Here is a 19,307-nt window from a genome sequence, read left to right on the forward strand (position 1 = left end):
AGGAGCAGCGATGCGGAAACGACCGATGGCGGTACTGATCGCCGGAGCGGTCCTTGCGCTGGTGGCCGGCTGTGGCGGTGGCGGGGACGGCGGCGACAAGGTCGCCTCGATCTCGTCGCCGCCGGCTTCCGGCGCCGCCGGTGACGGGAAGCAGGCCGACAACGTGTCCGACGAGGACAAGATGCGCAACTTCGCGAAGTGCATGCGCGAGCACGGCATCGACATGCCGGATCCCCAGACCAACGGCGACGGGCAGGGCACGATCTCCATCGAGGCGGGCGAAGGCAGGCCCGACGAGAACAAGATGAAGGCCGCGAGCGACGCGTGCCGGAAGCTGCTGCCGAACGGTGGCGAGATCAAGCCGCCCACGCCGGAAGAGCTCGACAAGATGCGCAAGGAAGCCAAGTGCATGCGCGAGCACGGCATCGACTTCCCGGATCCCGATCCCAGCGGCAAGGGCGCCGCCATGACGATGGACGCGGGTGATCCCAAGAAGTTCGAAGAAGCGGCGAAGGCCTGCGGTCTCGGCATGAGCATGAGGGCGGCCCCGGCGAAATGAGCGAACACGAAGGACCCGGCGGCGCACGGCGTTCGCGCCGGGCGCGCTGGTTCATCATCGCGGCGGTCCTCGTCGTCGTGGTCGGGACGATGTCCGTGGTCGTGCTGACCAGGGTCACGTCGGAGGCCCAGCAGGTCGGGCAGGCGCCACCACCGGTGGAGACCGCGAAGGTCGAGAAGACCGACCTGCAGGAGGAGGAAGAGGCGAACGGAACTCTGGGCTACGGCGCGGAAAACGCCCTCGCCGGCCGGAAACAGGGCACCGTCACCGCCCTGCCGGACACGGGCGCGGTGTACACCCGGGGGAAGACCGTGTACGGCGTCGATGCCAAACCGGTGCCGCTGTTCTACGGCACACTGCCGTTCTTCCGTGACCTCGCGGACGGGGCCGCGGACGGCCCGGACGTCAAGCAGCTGGAAGAGAACCTGAAGGCGCTCGGTTTCGGCGGTTTCGGCACCCCGGACAAGAAGTTCACCTCCGCCACCGCCGCCGCGCTCAAGAAGTGGCAGAAGTCGCTGGGCCTGGAGCAGACCGGTGCGTTCGGACAGGGCGACGTCGTCCTCGCGCCCGGCGAGATCCGGGTTTCGCAGGTCGCCGCGCAGCTCGGCGGCCCCGGCGGCGGCGAACTCCTGAAGTACACCGGCACCGAGCGCCTCGTCGAGGTCAAGCTCGACGCCGCCAAACAGGCCATCGCGAAGGAAGGGGACAAGGTCGGGGTCGACATCACCGGCGGCAAGAACACGACCGGCGTGATCACCGAGGTCGGCAAGGTCGCGGAAACCGGCAAGGACGGCGCCGGGCAGGACGACGGCAAGCCGAAGATCAAGGTGAAGATCAAGCTGGACGATCCGGCCGCGGCGGGGTCGCTCGATTCGACGCCCGTCTCGGTGCGCTTCACCAAGGAAGTCCACAGTGGAGTGTTGGCGGTTCCCGTCGGGGCGCTGCTCGCGCTCGCCGAGGGCGGATACGCCGTCGAGGTCGACGAAGGCGGGAATCGGCGCCTCATCGCGGTGAAGACCGGTTTGTTCTCTGGCGGTCGCGTCGAAATCAGCGGTACCGGCCTCGCCGCCGGGATGCGGGTGGTGACGACCTCATGACCCCGGTGCTGGACGTGCGCGGCGCCTCGCGCACCTATCCCGGCGGGGTGCGGGCACTGCACGAGGTTTCACTGTCCATTGAGGACAGGGAGATGGTCGCCATCGTCGGCCCGTCCGGCTCCGGCAAGTCGACGCTGCTGCAGCTGATGGGCACGCTCGACCGGCCGACCAGCGGCGTCATCGAACTGCGCGGGCACGACGTGGCGAAACTGCCCGACCGCAAGCTTTCCGCGTTGCGATCGCGGTGGATCGGGTTCGTGTTCCAGCAGTTCTTCCTCAGCGAAGGGGTGAGCGCGGTCGACAACGTCGCGACGGGGCTGCTGTACGCGGGGGTGCCGCGGCGCAAACGGCATGAGCGCGCACTGGCGGCGCTCGACCGGGTGGGTCTCGCGCATCGGGCGGGCCACTTCCCGAACGAGCTCTCCGGCGGGGAACGGCAGCGGGTGGCGATCGCGCGGGCGGTCGTCAACTCGCCGTCGATCCTGCTGGCCGACGAACCGACCGGGAACCTCGACACGGGCAACGGAGCGGCGATCCTCAATCTGCTGGCCACGCTGAGTTCGCAGGGGACGACGGTCGTGATCATCACGCACGACCGGGAGATCGCGGCGGGTATCCCGCGGCGGATCGAGCTGCGGGACGGCCGGATCCGGCTCGACACCGGGACGGGGGTGCTGGTGTGAGCGCACCCGTCACCGACAAGACGCCGACGCCTAATCCGGCCAGGCTCGGCCCGCGTGACGTGCTGAACCTCGGCGCGCACGGGATGCGGACGCGGCCGATGCGGGCGGTGCTGTCCGCGCTCGGCATCGGGATCGGGATCGCCGCGATGGTGGCGGTGCTCGCGATCCCGGCGTCGGGCGCGAAGGCGTTGCAGGACCAGCTGGCCGCGCTCGGCACCAACCTGCTCACCGCGGGGCCGGGGAAGACGATGTTCGGCGGCGACGCGACCCTGCCGGACAGCGCGGTGCCGATGGCGAAGCGGATCGCCCCGGTGACGGCGGCGTCCGCGACCGGGACCACCGGCGCGTCCGTACGGCGCACGGACAAGATCGACAAGGACGAGACGTCCGGCCTCGGTGTCTACGCGGCGACCCCGGACCTTCTCGACGTCATCGGCGGTGCCGTCCGCGACGGGCAGTTCCTCCGTGACGCCACTCGCGACTACCCGGTCGTCGTGCTGGGGTCGGTCGCGGCCGCGCGGCTCGGGATCGACCACATCGACCCGGCCAAGCCACCGCAGGTGTTCATCGACGGGAAGTGGTTCACCGTGGGCGGCATCCTCGGGCCGACGCCGCTGGCGCCCGAGATCGAGCGTTCGGCGCTGGTCGGCTGGGACGCCGCCAAGCGGCTCCTCGACTTCGAGGGGCATCCGACCACCGTGTACGTGCGGGCGAAGGACGCGCAGGTCGAGAACGTGCGTTCGGTGCTCGCGCAGACGATGAACCCGGAGGCGCCGAACGAGGTCGAAGTGCGCCGTCCGTCGGAGGCGTTGGAGGCGCAGAAGCTGACGGAGGACACCTACAGCGCGCTGTTCCTCGGGCTCGGCGGGGTGGCGTTGCTGGTCGGTGGCGTCGGGGTGGCCAACACGATGGTGATCTCGGTGCTGGAGCGGCGCCGGGAGATCGGCCTGCGCCGCGCGCTCGGCGCGACGAAACGGCAGGTGAGAGGCCAGTTCCTGGCCGAGTCGGTGCTGTTGTCCGGGCTCGGCGGGATCGCCGGGGTCCTGGTCGGCGTGCTGGTGACGGCGGGGTACGCGCTCAGCCAGGGCTGGCCGGCGGTGCTGCCCGTCGGCGCCCTGCTCGGCGGGGTCGGGATCTCGGCTCTGGTCGGTGCCGTCGCCGGTGCCTACCCGGCGATGCGCGCGGCCCGGCTCCCGCCCACCCAAGCCCTCGCCTAGCTCGCGTTTCGTCCTCTGGATGCGGTGGTTCGTAGTGCCGACTACCGCATCCAGAGGACTGGATGCGGGATAGCGGTGGGTAATCTCGCCAGGTGCTGGTGGGATTGTCGGGGCGGAAACTCGCGGGGGCGTTGATCGCGCTCGAAGTCGTCGTGGTCGGCGTGCTGTTCACCCTCAAGGTGTTCGACGGCCAGGACCTCGAGGTCTACATCGGCGGCGCGCGGCTGCTCGTCGACTCGGGTGACCCGTACGGCGCGTGGGTGCAGACGCACGGGGGCTGGCTGCCCTTCACCTACACGCCGTTCGCAGCCGCGGTGTTCTTGCCCGGCACGCTGCTGTCCGCCGCGCTGGCCACGAGACTGGTCGGGCTCGCGTCGATCATCGCGGGCGGCATCGTCGTCTACGTCTTCGTGGCGACGCTCAACGGCTCGCTCACCGACCGTGCGAACGTCCGCGGCCGCGCCATCGCCGTCCTGGCGGCGATCGGGGCACAGGCCGTCGGTGGCATCATGGAGCCGGTCCGCTCGACGCTCGGCTTCGGCCAGGTCAACACGCTGCTGATGCTGATCGTCGTCCTCGACGCGCTCCTGCCCGGTCGTGCCCGCACGAAGGGGCTCTTGATCGGCGTCGCCGCGGCGATCAAACTGACCCCGGCCTTCTTCATCCTGTTCTTCTTGTTCCGCAAGGACTTCCGCTCCGCGGCCCGGGTCGTGGCCGGATTCGCCGGGGCGGGCGCGCTGATGTTCCTGGTCGCGCCGGGGGCGTCCGCGAAGTTCTGGACGAACATCCTCTTCGACACCGGCCGGATCGGCGATCGCGGATACGTCGGCAACCAGTCGCTGCGCGGGATGCTCGCGCGGTTCGGGCTCGGCTCGGCGGAGGACATCGTCTGGGTGCTGGCCTCGGTCGCCGTGGTCGCGCTGACCGCGTTCGTGATCGTGCGCGTCGCGGAGCCGGTGTTCGCGCTGACGGCGTGCGCGATCGGCGGGCTGCTGGTGTCGCCGGTGTCCTGGACGCACCACTGGGTCTGGTGCGTGCCGATCCTCGCGCTGCTGATCTGGACCCGATCGGTCCTTTCCTACGCCCTCGCGGCCGTGACGGTGGCGCTGTTCGTCATCGCGCCGATGTGGCTCGCGCCGCGGCCGGCCGGGAGCTTCGGCTGGTGGCTGGCGACGGAATCCTTCGTGCTGTACGGCCTTGTGCTGCTGCTCTATTTCGCCCTGAATGCGCGTGAAGGCCCCCTTCCCTCGGCTCAGCCGAGGGAAGGGGGCCTTCACGCGCGAAAAGAGTCCTAGCCCAGGCGCTCGACGACGTACTCGATGCTCTGGGTCAGCTTCGTGATGTCGTCCGGGTCGATGGCCGGGAACAGGCCGACGCGCAGCTGGTTGCGGCCCAGCTTCCGGTACGGCTCGGTGTCGACGATCCCGTTGGCGCGCAGCACCTTCGCGACCGCCGAGGCGTCCACCTCGTCGGCGAAGTCGATGGTGCCGACGACCTGCGACCGCAGCGACGGGTCGCTGACGAACGGCGTCGTGTAGCTGGTCTTCTCGGCCCATTCGTACAGCCGGGTCGACGAGTCGCGCGTGCGCGAGGTGGTCCACTCGAGACCGCCGTTCGAGTTCATCCACTCGATCTGGTCGGCCAGCAGGAACAGCGTCGACACCGCCGGGGTGTTGTAGGTCTGGTCCTTGCGGGAGTTGTCCAGCGCGGTGGTCAGCGACAGGAACTCGGGGATCCAGCGGTCGCTCGCGCCGATCTCGCCGATGCGCTCGACCGCGGCAGGCGAAGCCAGCGCGATCCAGAGGCCGCCGTCGGAGGCGAAGGACTTCTGAGGCGCGAAGTAGTAGACGTCGAAGTCCTCGGCCTTGACCGGCAGGCCGCCCGCGCCGGAGGTGGCATCGATGGCGACGAGGGCGCCTTCACTGCCTTCGGGGCGGCGGACCGGCACCGCGACACCGGTCGAGGTCTCGTTGTGCGCCCAGCCGACCAGGTCGGCGCCGGCTTCGTAGGCGATCTCGGGCGCGCTGCCCGGGTCGGCCTTGACGACGATCGGGTCGGCGAGGAACGGGGCGCCCTTGGTCACCGTGGCGAACTTCGAGGAGAACTCGCCGTAGGTGAAGTGCTGCGCACGTTCCCGCACGAGACCGAACGCGGCGGCGTCCCAGAATGCGGTCGTCCCGCCGTTGCCGAGGACCACTTCGTAGCCTTCGGGCAGGGAGAACAATTCGGACAGACCCGCACGCACGCGGCCGACGAGGGACTTCACCGGCTTCTGGCGGTGCGAGGTGCCGAGGTAGGTGGCACCGGATTTCGCCAGGTTGGCGAGCTGCTCGTCACGGACCTTGGACGGTCCGCAGCCGAAGCGGCCATCGGCAGGCTTCAGGTCCGCGGGGAGGGTCAACTCAGGTGCGTCGGTCATGAGGCCAGTCTCTCAGGTCGGGACGGGCCTGCTGAAAGTCGGTGCGGCGTGTCCGGCATGTGGGATCCGCGGACCGGCTCCCACTGGCGCCGACCGCCGGGTAGCTTCTCGCCTCATGGCGACAGTGCACGAACGTTTCCCCGTTCCCCCCGAGGCGATGTGGCAGGCCCTCCCCAACGGGGTCACCGCGGTCAAGGGGCAGAACCCGTACTACGACGCGGCAGCGGGCTACGTCACCTTCTCGACGAAGCTGGGCTTCTTCAGCTACGGACAGACGGTCACGGTGAAGGTCGAGCGGACGACGGAGGGTTCCGGGCTGGCGATCCAGACGAGCCTCAAGTTCGGCTTCGTCGACTGGGGCGAGGGCAAGCGCATCGCCCGCAACTTCATCGCGGCCGTCGGCGCCGCGGTCGGGCACACCCCGGCCGTTTGATGTCCGACCCGTGGAGACCCAGATGGGGTTTCCTGTTCCTGTACTTCCTCGTCTTCGTCCTTCACTGGGTCTTCCGCGAGTGGGACGACACGTTCACCATCGGCGCGACCGTCGGCTTTGTGGCGACGCTCGTGCTGGTGTTCGTCCCCGGCCTGCCGCGCTGGGTCCACGGAGACCTCCCGGGGGAGAGCTCTTCCCCGAGGATCGGCCAGTGGTGGGCGGCGCTGCGGTACACGATTCGCCGTCGTGAACGTGTCCTCGACGTCGTGCTCGGGCCGTGGATGCGGGTCACCGCCACACTGGAGCCGGACGCGGACACCGCGCGCGGGTGGGCCGTTCTCGATGGGGACCCGGCGAAGTTCGTCATCGACGACTGTCCAGGCGAACTCGCCGAGTCCCTGCGCGGTCCTCGCCGGATGTGGGTCATCGGCGACGCCGGCTACGGCGATGTCCTGGTCTGCGCCGACGGCGGCCGCGAATTCACGACCGCCGCCTTCCGCTTCCGTTAGCGCCAGCCGTCGGGGTCGACGCCGCCGGGGATGGGCGCGGCCGGGTCGAACGGGGTCCGCGAGAAGATGAACGTCGCGAGGTCGAGGTGGTTCGGCTTGCCCGCCGAGTCCCGTCCGACCCGCAGCGTTTCGCCCGCGTAGTAGGCGTCGAGCCCGACCCAGGTGTCCTCGCCCACCGGCGCGAACCGTGACGCGCGGCCGGGGCCGTCGGTCGGCGCGAGGGAGAACAGGCCGCCCGGGAGCAGCCGCAGGTGGTACGGCGTCGGGCCCCAGTGCCACAACCCCGTCAGCTCCAGCAGCTTCGGGTCCACAGTGGACGGTTGCCATTCCGGTGGCATGGACGGCTCGTGCTGTTCGGTCAGCTTCATCAGGTCGAGGCAGAGCTGGGTGATGCCGACACCCGCCGTCGAGTTCGTCAGCACCAGCGCGCCGATGCCGGCGTTCGCGTCGACCAGCGAACAGGCGAGGAATCCCGGCATCGACCCGGTGTGCCCGGCCAGCCGCCTGCCCTCCGTGCGGACCAGCATGACGCCGAGGCCGAACCCGGTGGTCCAGGCGTCGCCGTCGTCCACGGTGACCATTTCGCGCATCTCCGCGACGGTCTGCTCGCTGAGCACGCCGCCGGTGTGGCCGCCGAGGAACGACGTCCAGCGCGCGAGATCGGTGATCGTCGACCACAGCTGTCCGGCGGGGGCCATCGCGCCCGCGTCCGGCGACGGCTCCGGCATGAGGAGATCGGCGAAGGGGTGCACGGCGAACCCGCTCGCGTGCGCGCCTTCGGGATGCGGCGACGTCCGGGTCATGCCGAGCGGGCCGAGGATCTCGGCGCGGACGACGTCGAGCCAGGACTGCCCACGGTGCCGGGCGACCAGCTCGCCGAGTACGCCGTAGCCGACGTTGCTGTAGTGGAACTTGCTGCCCGGCCGCAGCCGCGTCGCGCCGTCTTCGAGACTCTCGACGAGCGCGTCCCAGTCGGCGCCGACCGTGCGCTCCCACCAGGAACCGGGCGATTCCGCTGTCAGGCCGGAGGTGTGCGACAGCAGCTGCGCGATGGTGGCCGAGCCGAACGCGGTGCCCGGCAGGTGCCGCTCCAGCGGGTCGTTGAGGTCGAGCTTGCCTTCGTCGCGCAGCCGCATGACGGCCGTCGCGACGAGTGTTTTGGTGATCGAGCCGAGCCGGTACTGCGTGTCGGCGCCCGGCGTCTCGCCGTCGACGCGTCCGCGCCCTCCGGACCAGGCGAGTTCCCCGTCGCGGACGACGGCGGCGACGATGGACGGGGCGCGGCACGAGGATTGCTCGTGCGCGAGGCGGCGTAGCAGCGCCAATTCGGTCGAGGCAAGCATGGGACGCATTCTGCCTACCCGAGCAGGCCCAGTCGCATAGCGGTGGTCACAGCGGCCGTGCGGTCCGAAACGTCCAGTTTGCCGAACGTGCGCAGCAGATGGGTCTTGACCGTCGCCTCGCTGATGTGGAGCGCCCGGCCGATGTCGGCGTTCGTGCTTCCCCGCGCCACCAGCCGGAGTACTTCGATCTCGCGCGCCGACAACGGTGAAGTCGTCGGGTTGCGCACCCGGTTCACCAGTTTCCCGGCCACCGAAGGCGCCAAGACGGTCTCGCCGCGTGACGCCGCTCGGATCGCCCCGGCCAGCTCCGCGCGCGAAGCGTCCTTCAACAGGTAACCGGAGGCGCCAGCTTCGACCGCGCGCAGGATGTCCGCGTCCGTCTCGTAGGTGGTGAGCACGACGACCCGCTGGCCCGGCCGGTCGGCGAGGATCTTCCGCGTCGCGCCGACGCCGTCGAGACCGGGCATCCGAAGGTCCATCAGGATCACGTCCGGTTGCTTGACCCGGCTCAGCGCGACGGCCTCGTCGCCGGAACCCGCTTCCCCGACGACGCTCAGGTCCGGCTCGGCCTCCAGCATGCCGCGCAGGCCTTCCCGCACCACGGGGTGATCGTCGACCAGCATGATCGTGATCACGCGGGCACCTCCAGTTCCAGCGTCGTCCCCGCACCGGGTTCGCTCTTGAGTGTCACGATGCCACCGACCTGATCGGTGCGCGTCCGCATCCCCGCCAGGCCGAAGCCGCCCGTGGGCGTGGCGGGATCGAATCCGGTGCCGTCGTCGGTCACGGCGAGGCGGACGTGTCCGTCCACAACGGACAGACGCAGGGAGACCGTGGTGGCGCGGGAATGCTTGCGGATGTTGCTCAGTGCCTCCTGTGCTCCTCGCAGCAGGACGACCTCGGTGGCCATCGGGAGCGCGGGCAGCGGGCCGTCGACGTCGATCGAAGTCTCGATACCGGTCTCCTCGGTCAGCCGTTCCGCCTGACGGCGCACCGCTTCTTCCAGTGAACCGTCGGCGAGCGCCGACGGCCCCTGCGCCGCGACCATCGCCCGCGCTTCCGCCAGGTTCTCCCGCGCCGTCCTCGCCGCCAGTACCAGGTGGCGCCTCGCCGCTTTCGGGTCGGTGTCCATTTCGGACTCGATCGCCTGGGTGAGCGTGACGATGCTGGTGAACCCCTGCGCGAGCGTGTCGTGGATCTCGCGGGCCATGCGCTCGCGTTCGGCGGCCGTCCCCGCCTCCCGCGAGAGCCGGGAAACCTCCGCCTGACTGGCTTTCAGCTGGTCGATCAACGCGGCCCTGCTCTTGCTCTGCTGGATGATCTGGGTGGTGTAGCGGCCGGCGAGGAGGCTGAAGATGATCAGGATCGCCGTCATCGGCAGCAGGACCGGCTGCTCGTCGAGCCCGCCCCGGACGAGCAGGGAGGCCGGGCTCGACAGCACCGCCACCGTGGTGAGGATCGACGCGGCCTTCGTCGGCATCGTCATGTACAGCACGGGACAGACCAGGAAGAGGACGAAGCTGGAGGTGCCGGCGGCGAAGATGGCTCCCAGCGTGAAGAGCATCATCATCCCGGCGAACAACCATGGCGTGTGGTCGTAATCCGGACCCTTGATGAGGCGGCGTCCTCGTGCCAGGTAGGTCACGCCGAGCCCTGTCAGGCACAGGAGCGCGACCGTTTTGGCCGTCGTCGCCCCGTCTTCGAGGAGTACCAAGGCCGTCGTCGCGACGAAGGTGACCCCGAAGAGGACTTCCCAGAGCCAGTAGAACCGCTCCCAGGCGTTCACCTGCCCTCGTTCGACCAGCGGAACGTCAGCTTCGCCAGCAGCAGCCCCGCGGCGCACCACGCCGTCAGCACCAGCGCCACCATCGGAAGTTCCCATGTCCCCGCCATCTCCTGTGTCGCGGCTTCGGCCGGCAGGAACACCGAGCGGAAGCCCTGGCAGATCCACTTCACCGGGAAGAACGAAGCGATGTCGACCATAACCTTCGGCAGCGCGGTGATCGGCGTGACGAACACCCCGGAGATGAACTGCAGCGCGATGTAGATCAGGTTGGTCACCGCGACCGCGCCGCTGACCGTCCTGGTGACGGAGCCGAGCGCGATGCCCAGCAACGTGCAGCCGGTGATGCCGAGGAGGAAGACCCACAGCGCGGTCAGCAGTTTCGCCGGTTCGGTCGGCAGTTCCAGATCGAACAGCAGGCTGCCCACGATCGACATCAGCACCACCTGCGCGATGCTGGTGAAGCCGACCAGGATGATCTTGCCGACGAAGTAGGACGCCGCGGGCATCGGCGTGCCGCGCAACCGTTTCAGCGCGCCGAGTTCGCGATCGGACGCGAGGTTGATCCCGATGCTGGTGAAGGACGTCGAGACGATGCCGGAGCCGATCATGCCCGCGGCCAGTACTTGACCGGTGGTGATCGCCATGCCGGGCATCGACGAGTTCAGCATCGAGCCGAGCAGGATCATCAGCAGCGACGGGAACGCGAAGGTGAAGATCACCTGCTCCCGGATGCGGAAGAACTGTTTGATCTCCGCGGCGCCCCGGACGAGGCCGAGCGAGAAGGTGCCCGGGAGGGTCGGCGTGCTCATCGGGCTTCTCCGATCAGATCGAGGTAGGTCTCTTCGAGCGTGGGGCGATGGACGGTCAGCTCCGACGGCTCGCGGCCGTCGGCGGAGAGCTCGCGGATCAGCTTGGCCGGGAAGTGGGTGCGCTCCTGATGGCCGCCGTGCTCGTCGGTCCAGCGGACGGTGGCCTCCGCGGTCGCGCGGCCGCCGAGCGTCTGCGGCGTTCCTTCGGCGACGATCTCCCCGCGAGTGATGACCGCGACGCGGTCGGCCAGCGCCTCGGCCTCGTCGAGATAGTGGGTGGTGAGCAGGATCGTGGTGCCTTCGCGGGCGAGACTCCTGATCAGCTCCCAGAACTGGCGGCGGGCCGCCGGATCGAACCCCGTCGTGGGCTCGTCGAGGAACACCAGCTCGGGCCGCCCGATGATCCCGAGCGCGACGTCCACGCGCCGCCGTTGCCCGCCCGAAAGGCTTTTGACGCGGGCGCCCGCCTTCTCGGTCAGGCCGACCTTCTCGATCACTTCATCGGTGTCACGGGGATCCGGGTAGTAGCGGGCGAAATGCCGGACCGTCTCGGCGATGGTGAGCTCGGCGGCGTCGTTGGCCGTCTGCAACACGATCCCCAGCCGCGCCCGCCAAGCCCGGCCCGCCGTGCCGGGATCCTCACCGAGCACGTCGACCTCGCCCGACGTCCGCTCGCGGTGCCCCTCCAGGATCTCGACCGTCGTCGTCTTGCCCGCCCCGTTGGGGCCGAGGAGCGCGAACACCTCGCCCTGCTCGATGTCGAGGTCGATCCCCCCGACGGCCGTGTGGCCCGGGTACTCCTTGCGCAGACCGCGCACCCTCACTGCCGTTTTCATGCTTTCGATCGTGCTGTGCGGGGCGGGGTGTGCGGGACGTCCGCTGGACTGAACCCGGCTGTCAACCGATCGATGGACACCGGTGTCACCCCTCCCGCCTTTAGTCCTCTGAATGCGGTCGTTCGTATGGCCAACTACCGCATTCAGAGGACTAAATGCGGGTCTTGCACAGGCTCGGGCGGTTGTGGACAACTCGGCGGAAGATGATCTTGAAGTCGCGGGTGTGCCGGAAGCAGATGTCATCGTTCGATCCGTGCCCAGTAATCGTCACGCGACGACATGCGAGTTCTCCGGTCCCTTCGTGGGCAGCCGTGCCGTCAGCGAAGGAGACTTGACCCGCGCGCAACTCCGCTCGGGGCCGTACAACCGGCTCTTCCAGGATGTCTATGCCCCGATGGGCATCCCTCACGATCACGTGCTGCGGTGCAAGGCCGCGATCCTCGTCGTACCCGACGGCGCGGTGCTGACCGGATGCTCGGCCGCGACGGTCCGTGGATTCGCGTTCTCGCTCGAAAACGATCCGGTCGAGTTCGCGGTGCCCGAGGAGAAGGGTTTTCACAGCCTCCGTGGAACACATCTCCGCCGGACCAGGCTCCTCGGCCACGACTTCGAGCCGTGGCGGGACGGCCTCATCGCGACACCTCTGCGCATGACGATGGATATTTTGACCGACACCCGCCTTCGTCGTTCGCTACCTCGTGTCGTCGGCATGCTGGACATGCTGCTCCGCGCCGGCTTCGTCGATGGCGAGATGCTCAAGGCATACCTGGCACACCGACGCGACAACGGGATCGTCCGTGCCCGACAGGCCTTGGCGTTCTCGGACGAGCGCGCCGAGTCCATTCCGGAATCGGAGGTCAGGGTGTGGTTGGGACTCCACAAGATCGAGGCGGAGCCTCAAGTCGAGGTCTACCGCGGAACCCGGTTCCTGGGGCGCCTCGACCTCGCGATCCGCGAGGCCAAAGTCGCTGTCGAGTACGACGGGGCCTGGCACCTGGAAGGCGATCAGCCGCGTCTGGACGCCCGTCGGCGAGCGATGATCGAGGCTGAGGGCTGGACGTTCGTCGTCATCACCAAGGACGAGCTCTATGCGACCCCGCGGGCGATGGTGCACAGGGTGCAGGCGGCCATCAACTCCCGCGTTTAGTCCTCTGAATGCGGTCGTTCGTATGGCCAACTACCGCATTCAGAGGACTAAATGCGGGGAGTCAGGAGCGTGCGTACGGAGGTTTCGAGAGAAGGCAGAAGGGCGGCCGGGTCAGCCGAGGTGAGCATCCGGTTCGCGAAGCCGTCGGAAAGGGCGAGGACGGCGTCGGCGAGGTCGGACGCCGGGAGGTCGTCGCGGACATGGCCCGCCGACTGCGCTTTCGAGAGGTACTGGGCCGTGATCTCCGCGAGTTCGTCGTAGCCGGTGCGGATGAACTCGGCCCATGACGGCCGGACAGCGGCGCGTGCGGTAAAGGCGTTGATGACGATCACCTCGGCGCGGCGCTGCTCGTCGAGCGGCATCGCCTCGACGAGTAACCGCAGCAGCAGGTCCAGCAAGTTTCCGGACTGATCGAGGGTCTGCCAGCGCTGCTCCAGGAACTCGCTGGTCATGTCGAGGGCGAAGCGGAACAGATCTTCCTTGGTGGAGAAGTACTTCTGAACCGCGCCTGCGGACACTCCGGCTTCGACGGCGACCGAGCGCACGCTCACGGCCTCGACGCCTTCGCGCGCGACGATGCGCAGGAGGGCGCCGGCGATCTCTCGGCGGCGTTCGGCGCGGTCCACGATCTTCGGCACGGACGCATCCTCCTCTCCGTCGGCCGATTTGCCCGTCGTAACCCCGGGCCAGCGTTGCGAAAGCCACTTTCGCAACCTTCAACGTTGCGAAAGTGGCTTTCGCAACACGTCGTCGGGGCGACTGGCAGCGGGCCGCCTTGCCCACCCGGCCCCCTTTAGAATACAGTCGTATCCGAAAAGGGGGTGCTGGGGTGGACGAAGTCGCACAGAAACGAAGGTCGGAGGAGAACCAGCTCGCCGCCGCGCTGACCAAAGGTCCGGCGGAGGTCCTCGATTTCCTGCTGCCGTTGTGGGTGGGGAGTCAGCTCGGCGCGTCGGCCGCCGAGGTCGGGGCGCTGACGGCGTTGGAGACGCTGGTGTCGTTCGTGGTCCGGCCGATCGCGGGTGCGCTCGCGGACAGGTTCGACCGGGGCCGGATCGCGGCCATCGGAGCTGTCCTCTATGGACTGTCCTTTGTGGTCTACGCGGTGGCGCCGGGGATCGGGGTCGCCTATCTGGCCGCGATTCTCGGCGGCGCGGGCGGTGCGCTGTTCTGGGTCGCGTTGCGGGCCCGCGTGGGGGAGGGGCTCGCGAGGGACGACGGGGCGTTCAGCAAGTTGTTCCCGGCCGAGGGCGGCGGAACGTGGATCGCGTTCGTGGTCGCGCTGAGCGCCATCGCCTGGATCGACTACCGGGGTGTGTTCTGGCTCGGCGCGGCGGCCTGCGCGGTGGCCGCGGTGGTCCTGGTGAACGCGAAGTCCGCGCCCGTGCGAGAAGAAGGCGCGCCGCGGCTTCTGCAATTGGGCAAGCGGATGCGCCCGATGCTCGCGCTCGTCGCGTTGACCGCGATGGCCGAGGCCGGGGTCGCCCTGTTGCTCCTGATGCATCTGCAACGCGGGCATCAGCTGCAACTCGGCGAGATCGCCGCGGTGTTCATCCCCGGCTTCATCGTGTACAGCCTGCTGCCGGACTACCTGCACGGCTTCGTCCGCAAGGTCGGCCGGACGCGGGTGCTCTCGCTGGCGCTGGTGGCGAGCGCGGTCTTCGCCGCCGGGTTGTCCTTCGCGCCGAGTCCGGCGGTGCTCGCGGTCATGTGGGTGCTGTCCGCGGCGGCGTTCGCCGCGGCCATCCCGGTGGAACAGGCGGTCGTCGCCGAGGCGGCCGGGCTCAGCCTCGGCCGCGCGATGGGGATCTACGAGAGCGCGACGTTACTCGGAGCGACGATCGGGACCTTCGTGGCGGGTCAGCTCTACGGTTCGGACGCCGGATGGCGGGCCGCGTGCTTCGGCGCGGCGGCGCTCCTGCTCTTCGGATCCTTCGTGGTTCGTGGCGCCGTACGGCGTGTCGGAGTTGCGGAGTTTCCCGTGGAACCACGAAAAACGGTGTCACAAAAGGAAAGCCCGGTCACCCGCACGGCCGGGGAGAGTCCGCAAGCGGCCGAATCGGTGATGGAGGAGCCGAACAAGCGCGCGAATCCGCTCCGAAACTGGGCCGTCCATGTCGCGGTCTACGTCGTCGCGCAGGCGGCGCTGGCGTTCGCCGGCTACAGCTGGCCCGTCGAAGCCTTGTTCGGCGAAGCGCACGAAGCCGCTTGGTACTGGAACTCGAGTGGTCACTGGCTGCTGAACATCGGCCGCATCTGGACCTTCGTCCTGGTGATCGACACCGGGTGGACCCTCGGCCGCGCGGTGTTGAAAAAGCGTCCTTATTGACAAGTTGTCTAACATGACAGCATGTCTCACAAGTGGGTGACGGCCAGCGACGGTGTCCGCCTCTCGGTCCGGGTGACCGGCGTCGACGACGCGCCCACGGTGGTGCTCGTCCACGGCTACCCGGACAACGGCTCCATGTGGGACGGCATCGCCGCCCTGCTGGAACGCCGCTACCGGGTCGTCGTCTACGACGTCCGCGGCGCGGGCCGGTCGGACAAGCCTTCGGGACGCGGGTCCTACAAACTGGACCAGCTGTCCGAGGATCTGGCCGCGGTCGTCGACGAGGTCCAGCCCGAGGGCAAGGTCCACCTCCTCGCGCACGACTGGGGCTCCATCCAGACCTGGCATTCGGTCACCGGGGAGAGGCTGCGCGGACGGCTCGCGTCGTTCACGTCGATTTCCGGGCCGAGCCTCGACCACGCCGGTGCGTGGTTCCGCGCGCAGGTGCGCCCGAACCCGAAACGGCTCAAGAACGCGCTCGTCCAGTGGGCGCATTCGACCTACATCCTGGGCTTCCAGATCCCGCTGATCCCGCAGGTGCTGTGGCGCACCGGTGCGATGGGCGCGCTCATCGGCCGGATGGACCCGGCGGCCGGAGCACCGTCCACTTCGGACGGCCTGCACGGACTCAACCTCTACCGCGCCAACATGTTCACCCGCCTTTCCCGGCCACGACCGCGGCCTGCCGAGATCCCGGTGCAGGTGCTCGCGCCCACCGGCGACAAGTTCGTCACCACCCCGCTGCAGACCGAGATCGAGCGCTGGGCTCCTGATCTCCGGGTCCGCCGGATCGTCGGCACGCACTGGGTGGTCCGCGAGAAGCCCCAGGTGATCGCCGACGCCACCGCCGAGCTGATCGACCACGTCGAAGGCGGCGAGGAGAGCCGGGCGCTCAAGCGCGCCCGGTCCGGCGGTTTCGCGCACAAGCTCGTCGTGGTCACCGGCGCCGGCAGCGGGATCGGCCGCGCGACGGCGCTCGCGTTCGCGGACAAGGGCGCCGACCTGGTCATCACCGACATCAACGGCTCGGCCGCCGCGGACACCGCGAAACTGCTGCGGGACAAGGGCACCACCGTCGGCGAGTACACAGTGGACTCTTCCGACGCCGAGGCGGTCGAGAAGTTCGCCCAGCGGGTCAAGGAGGAGTTCGGGGTCCCGGACATCGTCGTGAACAACGCGGGGATCGGCCTGTCCGGCCCGTTCCTCGACACGACGGTCAAGGACTGGGAACGCCTCATCGACGTGAACCTGTGGGGAGTCATCCACGGCTGCCGCGTCTTCGCCGAGCAGATGCGCGAGCGGGCCGAAGGCGGCCAGATCGTCAACGTCGCCTCGGCCGCCGCTTATCTGCCGTCGAAGATCCTCTCCGCTTACGCCACCACGAAGTCCGCGGTGCTGACGCTGAGCGTCTGCCTGCGGGCCGAGCTCGCTGCCGAGAACATCGGTGTCACCGCGATCTGCCCCGGCATCGTGAACACGAACATCACCAGCACCACCCGCTTCGTCGGTGTCGACGAGATCGAGCAGAAGCGGCGCCAGAAGTCGAGCAGCAAGCTGTACGCGAAGCGCGGTTTCGGCCCGGAGAAGGTCGCGCGCGACATCCTGCGCGCGGTCGAGAAGGACAAGGCGATCCAGCCGTCGACGCCGGAGGCCAAGGCCGCGCTCGTCCTCTCCCGGCTCACCCCCGGACTGCTGCGGGCCGCGGCGAAACTGGACGTCACCCCGTGACCAGACGCCCTCGCCGGATGTCGCCGGAAGCGCGCCGCGAGGACCTGATCCGCGCCGCGCTGGATCTGTTCGGTTCGCGCGCGCCCGAACTCGTCACGGTCGACGACATCATCGCCCGCGCCGAGGTTTCGCGGCCGCTGTTCTACCGGTACTTCTCGAGCCTGAGGGAACTGCAGGTCGAGGCGCTGAAAACGGTCACCGAAGGGCTCATCGACGGCCTGGCCGGACTCGAGGAAGGCCCGCCCGAAACCCGGCTGCGGGCCGCCGTCCGCGGGCTGATCGACGTCGCCGACCACTACCGGGCGGGTTATGTCGCGCTGTTGCGCAGCGGCTCGGTGATCGCGACTTCGGAGACGGACGCGGCGATCGACGAGGTCCGCAACCGCGCCGTCGAGCTCATCCTCGACGCGCTGGGAGTGTCGGAGCCCTCGCCTATGGTCCTGCTGACCTTGCGCTGCTGGACCGCGGTGGTGGAGGGCTCGCTGCTGAGCTGGCTGCAGGAGCGGGCCGTGCCGCGCGAGGTGCTGGACGGCTGGCTGGTCGACCAGCTGACGGCCATGCTCTCGGCGACCGCGAGGCACGATACTTCGGTCCCGCAGATGCAATGAAAGGTCCTTTCCTTGCAAAATTTGCAAGGAAAGGACCTTTCATGGCGCGGGTCAGGACTGCTTGGCGACCAGGTCCCAGCCTTCGACGTCCTCCGGCTTGCGCGGCTCGGGGCCGACGTACTTGGCCGACGGCCGCACGAGGCGCCCGGTCTTCTTCTGCTCCAGGATGTGCGCGGCCCAGCCTGCGGTGCGCGCCGAGCTGAACATCGCGGGCATCATGTGCGGCGGCACTTCGGCGAAGTCCAGGATCACGGCCGCCCAGAACTCGACGTTGGTCTCGATCGGGTGGTCCGGACGCCGCTCGCGCAGCTCCTTCAGCGCCACCTGCTCCAGCTCCGCGGCGGCCTCGTAACGCGATGCGCCGAGCTCCTGGCAGGTGCGGCGCAGCACGCGCGCCCGCGGGTCCTCCGCGCGGTACACGCGGTGCCCGAAGCCCATCATCCGTTCCTTGCGGTCCAGGATGCCCTTGACCAGGCCGACCGCGTCGCCGGTCTTCTCGACCTCTTCGATCATCGGCAGCACCCGCGCCGGCGCGCCGCCGTGCAGCGGGCCGGACATGGCGCCGATCGCGCCGGACAGCGCCGCGGCGACGTCGGCGCCGGTCGAGGCGATCACCCGGGCGGTGAAGGTGGAGGCGTTGAGGCCGTGTTCGGCGGCCGAGACCCAGTAGGCGTCGATGGCCTTGACGTGGGCCGGGTCGGGCTCGCCGCGCCAGCGGACCATGAACCGCTCGGTGATCGACTTCGCCTCGTCGACCCGGGTCTGCGGGACGGCGGGCTGCCCGATGCCGCGAGCGGACTGGGCGACGTACGAAAGCGCCATCACCGAGGCGCGGGCGAGCTGGTCGCGCGCTTCATCGTCGGTGATGTCGAGCAGCGGCCGGTAGCCCCAGATCGGAGCGAGCATGGCCAGCGCGGCCTGGACGTCGACGCGGACGTCACCGGTGTGCACCGGCAGCGGGAACGGCTCGGCGGGCGGTAGCCCGTGGCCGAAACGGCTGTCGACGAGAAGACCCCAGACGTCACCGAAGGTCACCTTGCCGGCGAGATCCTCGATGTCGACACCGCGGTAGCGCAGCGCGCCACCGTCACGGTCGGGCTCGGCGATTTCGGTCTTGAAGGCGACCACACCTTCGAGACCCGGTCGGAAACCGTCGTCGACCTGGTCGGACGGCTTGGTGCTGATCGTGGAGGCACTCACTGTGGTGAAACCTTTCGATGCGCATTCCCCGGCTTTGTGTTTCATGCGTGGACGGGATGCACGCAGCGAAGGCGCGCCTCATCGCACGGATGGACAAACTTTGCTCCACGTCGCGGCGCGGGGCAATCGAAAGATGTGGTGCTTTCGGTCACGATTACGAGAACGATTCAGTGAAATCCGCCCTCGTACGCGAAGAGTTACGGCGCCGTTCACTTTCCGTGTACCGGACGCCGACGTAAATCCTGTGTTTCGAGAACCGGCGGCGGGCGGTTTCCGGTGATAGACCTTTCCCATGCACCTGAGCCCCCAGGAGCGGGACAAACTGCTCATCCACGTCGCGGCGGACGTAGCGCGCAAACGCCTGGAACGAGGGGTCCTGCTGAACTACCCCGAGGCGGTCGCGCTGATCACCGACCACGTCCTCGAGGGTGCCCGCGACGGCCGGACGGTGAGCGAACTCGTCGCGAGTGGGCGTTCGGTGCTCTCCCGGGCGCAGGTACTGGGCGGAGTGCCGGAAATGGTCGATTCCGTGCAGGTCGAAGCCACTTTTCCGGACGGCACGAAGCTCGTCACCGTGCACGACCCGATCGTCTAGGGAGGGCCG

The 19,307-nt window shown here is 68.9% G+C and carries 20 protein-coding genes; 12 read left to right on the forward strand and 8 right to left on the reverse strand.

Annotated elements, in window-relative coordinates; translation table 11 throughout:
- The first annotated feature begins 10 nt into the window (after positions 1–10).
- The 5 genes from DMH01_RS39155 to DMH01_RS39175 all read left to right on the forward strand — a co-directional run bounded on the left by DMH01_RS39155 (position 11) and on the right by DMH01_RS39175 (position 4,851).
- Positions 11–559 carry a hypothetical protein gene (locus DMH01_RS39155; RefSeq protein ID WP_125683963.1) on the forward strand — a complete coding sequence of 183 codons (549 nt, stop codon included), beginning with the start codon at positions 11–13 and terminating at the stop codon, positions 557–559.
- Positions 556–1,656: a peptidoglycan-binding protein gene (locus tag DMH01_RS39160; protein ID WP_125683965.1), complete on the forward strand. Its 1,101-nt coding sequence runs from the start codon at positions 556–558 to the stop codon at positions 1,654–1,656. Before DMH01_RS39155 ends, DMH01_RS39160 begins: the two co-directional genes overlap by 4 nt.
- Entirely contained in the window at positions 1,653–2,339 is a 687-nt protein-coding gene (locus DMH01_RS39165) for an ABC transporter ATP-binding protein (RefSeq protein WP_034308470.1), read from the forward strand. Before DMH01_RS39160 ends, DMH01_RS39165 begins: the two co-directional genes overlap by 4 nt.
- On the forward strand, positions 2,336–3,556 hold the full coding sequence (locus DMH01_RS39170) for an ABC transporter permease (RefSeq protein WP_125683967.1): 1,221 nt from the start codon (positions 2,336–2,338) through the stop codon (positions 3,554–3,556). Before DMH01_RS39165 ends, DMH01_RS39170 begins: the two co-directional genes overlap by 4 nt.
- Before the next feature lie 92 nt (positions 3,557–3,648).
- Positions 3,649–4,851: a glycosyltransferase 87 family protein gene (locus DMH01_RS39175; RefSeq protein WP_125683969.1), complete on the forward strand. Its 1,203-nt coding sequence runs from the start codon at positions 3,649–3,651 to the stop codon at positions 4,849–4,851.
- Here the strand turns inward: DMH01_RS39175 and serC are convergent.
- Positions 4,848–5,975: a phosphoserine transaminase gene (serC, locus tag DMH01_RS39180; protein WP_125683971.1), complete on the reverse strand. Its 1,128-nt coding sequence runs from the start codon at positions 5,973–5,975 to the stop codon at positions 4,848–4,850. The genes DMH01_RS39175 and serC overlap by 4 nt on opposite strands.
- A gap of 115 nt (positions 5,976–6,090) precedes the next feature.
- On the opposite strand from serC, the gene DMH01_RS39185 reads away from it, so the two are divergent.
- Positions 6,091–6,408, forward strand: a complete 318-nt coding sequence (locus DMH01_RS39185; protein ID WP_125683973.1) for a hypothetical protein — start codon at positions 6,091–6,093, stop codon at positions 6,406–6,408.
- The gene (locus tag DMH01_RS39190) at positions 6,408–6,917 is read left to right on the forward strand and encodes a hypothetical protein (RefSeq protein WP_125683975.1); all 510 of its coding nucleotides are present in this window, start codon (positions 6,408–6,410) and stop codon (positions 6,915–6,917) included. Before DMH01_RS39185 ends, DMH01_RS39190 begins: the two co-directional genes overlap by 1 nt.
- Here DMH01_RS39190 and DMH01_RS39195 read toward each other — a convergent pair.
- The 5 genes from DMH01_RS39195 to DMH01_RS39215 are packed head-to-tail and all read right to left on the reverse strand — an operon-like array spanning position 6,914 to position 11,691.
- The gene (locus tag DMH01_RS39195) at positions 6,914–8,260 is read right to left on the reverse strand and encodes a serine hydrolase (protein WP_125683977.1); all 1,347 of its coding nucleotides are present in this window, start codon (positions 8,258–8,260) and stop codon (positions 6,914–6,916) included. The two genes, DMH01_RS39190 and DMH01_RS39195, sit on opposite strands and share 4 nt — an antisense overlap.
- Before the next feature lie 14 nt (positions 8,261–8,274).
- Entirely contained in the window at positions 8,275–8,895 is a 621-nt protein-coding gene (locus DMH01_RS39200; RefSeq protein WP_125683979.1) for a response regulator transcription factor, read from the reverse strand.
- A complete protein-coding gene (locus DMH01_RS39205) occupies positions 8,892–10,046 on the reverse strand; it encodes a sensor histidine kinase (RefSeq protein ID WP_125683981.1) in 1,155 nt (384 codons plus the stop codon). Before DMH01_RS39205 ends, DMH01_RS39200 begins: the two co-directional genes overlap by 4 nt.
- Complete coding sequence (locus tag DMH01_RS39210) at positions 10,043–10,855, reverse strand: ABC transporter permease (RefSeq protein ID WP_125683983.1); 813 nt, start codon at positions 10,853–10,855, stop codon at positions 10,043–10,045. The genes DMH01_RS39205 and DMH01_RS39210 overlap by 4 nt, the downstream gene beginning before the upstream one ends.
- On the reverse strand, positions 10,852–11,691 hold the full coding sequence (locus tag DMH01_RS39215) for an ABC transporter ATP-binding protein (RefSeq protein ID WP_125683985.1): 840 nt from the start codon (positions 11,689–11,691) through the stop codon (positions 10,852–10,854). The genes DMH01_RS39210 and DMH01_RS39215 overlap by 4 nt, the downstream gene beginning before the upstream one ends.
- A gap of 184 nt (positions 11,692–11,875) precedes the next feature.
- On the opposite strand from DMH01_RS39215, the gene DMH01_RS39220 reads away from it, so the two are divergent.
- Entirely contained in the window at positions 11,876–12,838 is a 963-nt protein-coding gene (locus DMH01_RS39220; protein WP_233621850.1) for an endonuclease domain-containing protein, read from the forward strand.
- A 47-nt stretch (positions 12,839–12,885) separates the two neighbouring features.
- Here the strand turns inward: DMH01_RS39220 and DMH01_RS39225 are convergent, their stop codons facing one another.
- Positions 12,886–13,476: a TetR/AcrR family transcriptional regulator gene (locus tag DMH01_RS39225; RefSeq protein WP_125683987.1), complete on the reverse strand. Its 591-nt coding sequence runs from the start codon at positions 13,474–13,476 to the stop codon at positions 12,886–12,888.
- A 191-nt stretch (positions 13,477–13,667) separates the two neighbouring features.
- On the opposite strand from DMH01_RS39225, the gene DMH01_RS39230 reads away from it, so the two are divergent.
- From DMH01_RS39230 to DMH01_RS39240, 3 genes are read left to right on the forward strand one after another with little or no spacing between them, the layout of a single operon-like run.
- The gene (locus tag DMH01_RS39230; RefSeq protein WP_125683989.1) at positions 13,668–15,167 is read left to right on the forward strand and encodes an MFS transporter; all 1,500 of its coding nucleotides are present in this window, start codon (positions 13,668–13,670) and stop codon (positions 15,165–15,167) included.
- Between the two features lie 36 nt (positions 15,168–15,203).
- Entirely contained in the window at positions 15,204–16,895 is a 1,692-nt protein-coding gene (locus DMH01_RS39235) for an SDR family oxidoreductase (protein WP_125684150.1), read from the forward strand.
- 17 nt (positions 16,896–16,912) lie between these two features.
- A complete protein-coding gene (locus tag DMH01_RS39240; RefSeq protein ID WP_125684152.1) occupies positions 16,913–17,503 on the forward strand; it encodes a TetR/AcrR family transcriptional regulator in 591 nt (196 codons plus the stop codon).
- Between the two features lie 51 nt (positions 17,504–17,554).
- Here DMH01_RS39240 and DMH01_RS39245 read toward each other — a convergent pair whose 3' ends face one another.
- On the reverse strand, positions 17,555–18,703 hold the full coding sequence (locus DMH01_RS39245) for a citrate synthase 2 (RefSeq protein WP_125683991.1): 1,149 nt from the start codon (positions 18,701–18,703) through the stop codon (positions 17,555–17,557).
- Positions 18,704–18,995: 292 nt separating this feature from the next.
- Here DMH01_RS39245 and DMH01_RS39250 point away from each other — a divergent pair, with 292 nt between their 5' ends.
- Positions 18,996–19,298, forward strand: a complete 303-nt coding sequence (locus DMH01_RS39250; protein WP_037317886.1) for an urease subunit gamma — start codon at positions 18,996–18,998, stop codon at positions 19,296–19,298.
- Positions 19,299–19,307: the final 9 nt, after the last annotated feature.

Origin of the sequence: Amycolatopsis sp. WAC 04182, assembly GCF_003947465.1 — a bacterium.
GTDB lineage: Bacteria > Actinomycetota > Actinomycetes > Mycobacteriales > Pseudonocardiaceae > Amycolatopsis.

Coding starts and splice junctions, on each gene's coding strand:
- DMH01_RS39155 (WP_125683963.1), top strand. CDS start 11: ATGCGGAAACGACCGATGGCGGTACTGATCGCCGGAGCGGTCCTTGCG.
- DMH01_RS39160 (WP_125683965.1), top strand. CDS start 556: ATGAGCGAACACGAAGGACCCGGCGGCGCACGGCGTTCGCGCCGGGCG.
- DMH01_RS39165 (WP_034308470.1), top strand. CDS start 1,653: ATGACCCCGGTGCTGGACGTGCGCGGCGCCTCGCGCACCTATCCCGGC.
- serC (WP_125683971.1), bottom strand. CDS start 5,975: ATGACCGACGCACCTGAGTTGACCCTCCCCGCGGACCTGAAGCCTGCC.
- DMH01_RS39185 (WP_125683973.1), top strand. CDS start 6,091: ATGGCGACAGTGCACGAACGTTTCCCCGTTCCCCCCGAGGCGATGTGG.
- DMH01_RS39190 (WP_125683975.1), top strand. CDS start 6,408: ATGTCCGACCCGTGGAGACCCAGATGGGGTTTCCTGTTCCTGTACTTC.
- DMH01_RS39195 (WP_125683977.1), bottom strand. CDS start 8,260: ATGCTTGCCTCGACCGAATTGGCGCTGCTACGCCGCCTCGCGCACGAG.
- DMH01_RS39210 (WP_125683983.1), bottom strand. CDS start 10,855: ATGAGCACGCCGACCCTCCCGGGCACCTTCTCGCTCGGCCTCGTCCGG.
- DMH01_RS39215 (WP_125683985.1), bottom strand. CDS start 11,691: ATGAAAACGGCAGTGAGGGTGCGCGGTCTGCGCAAGGAGTACCCGGGC.
- DMH01_RS39240 (WP_125684152.1), top strand. CDS start 16,913: ATGTCGCCGGAAGCGCGCCGCGAGGACCTGATCCGCGCCGCGCTGGAT.
- DMH01_RS39250 (WP_037317886.1), top strand. CDS start 18,996: ATGCACCTGAGCCCCCAGGAGCGGGACAAACTGCTCATCCACGTCGCG.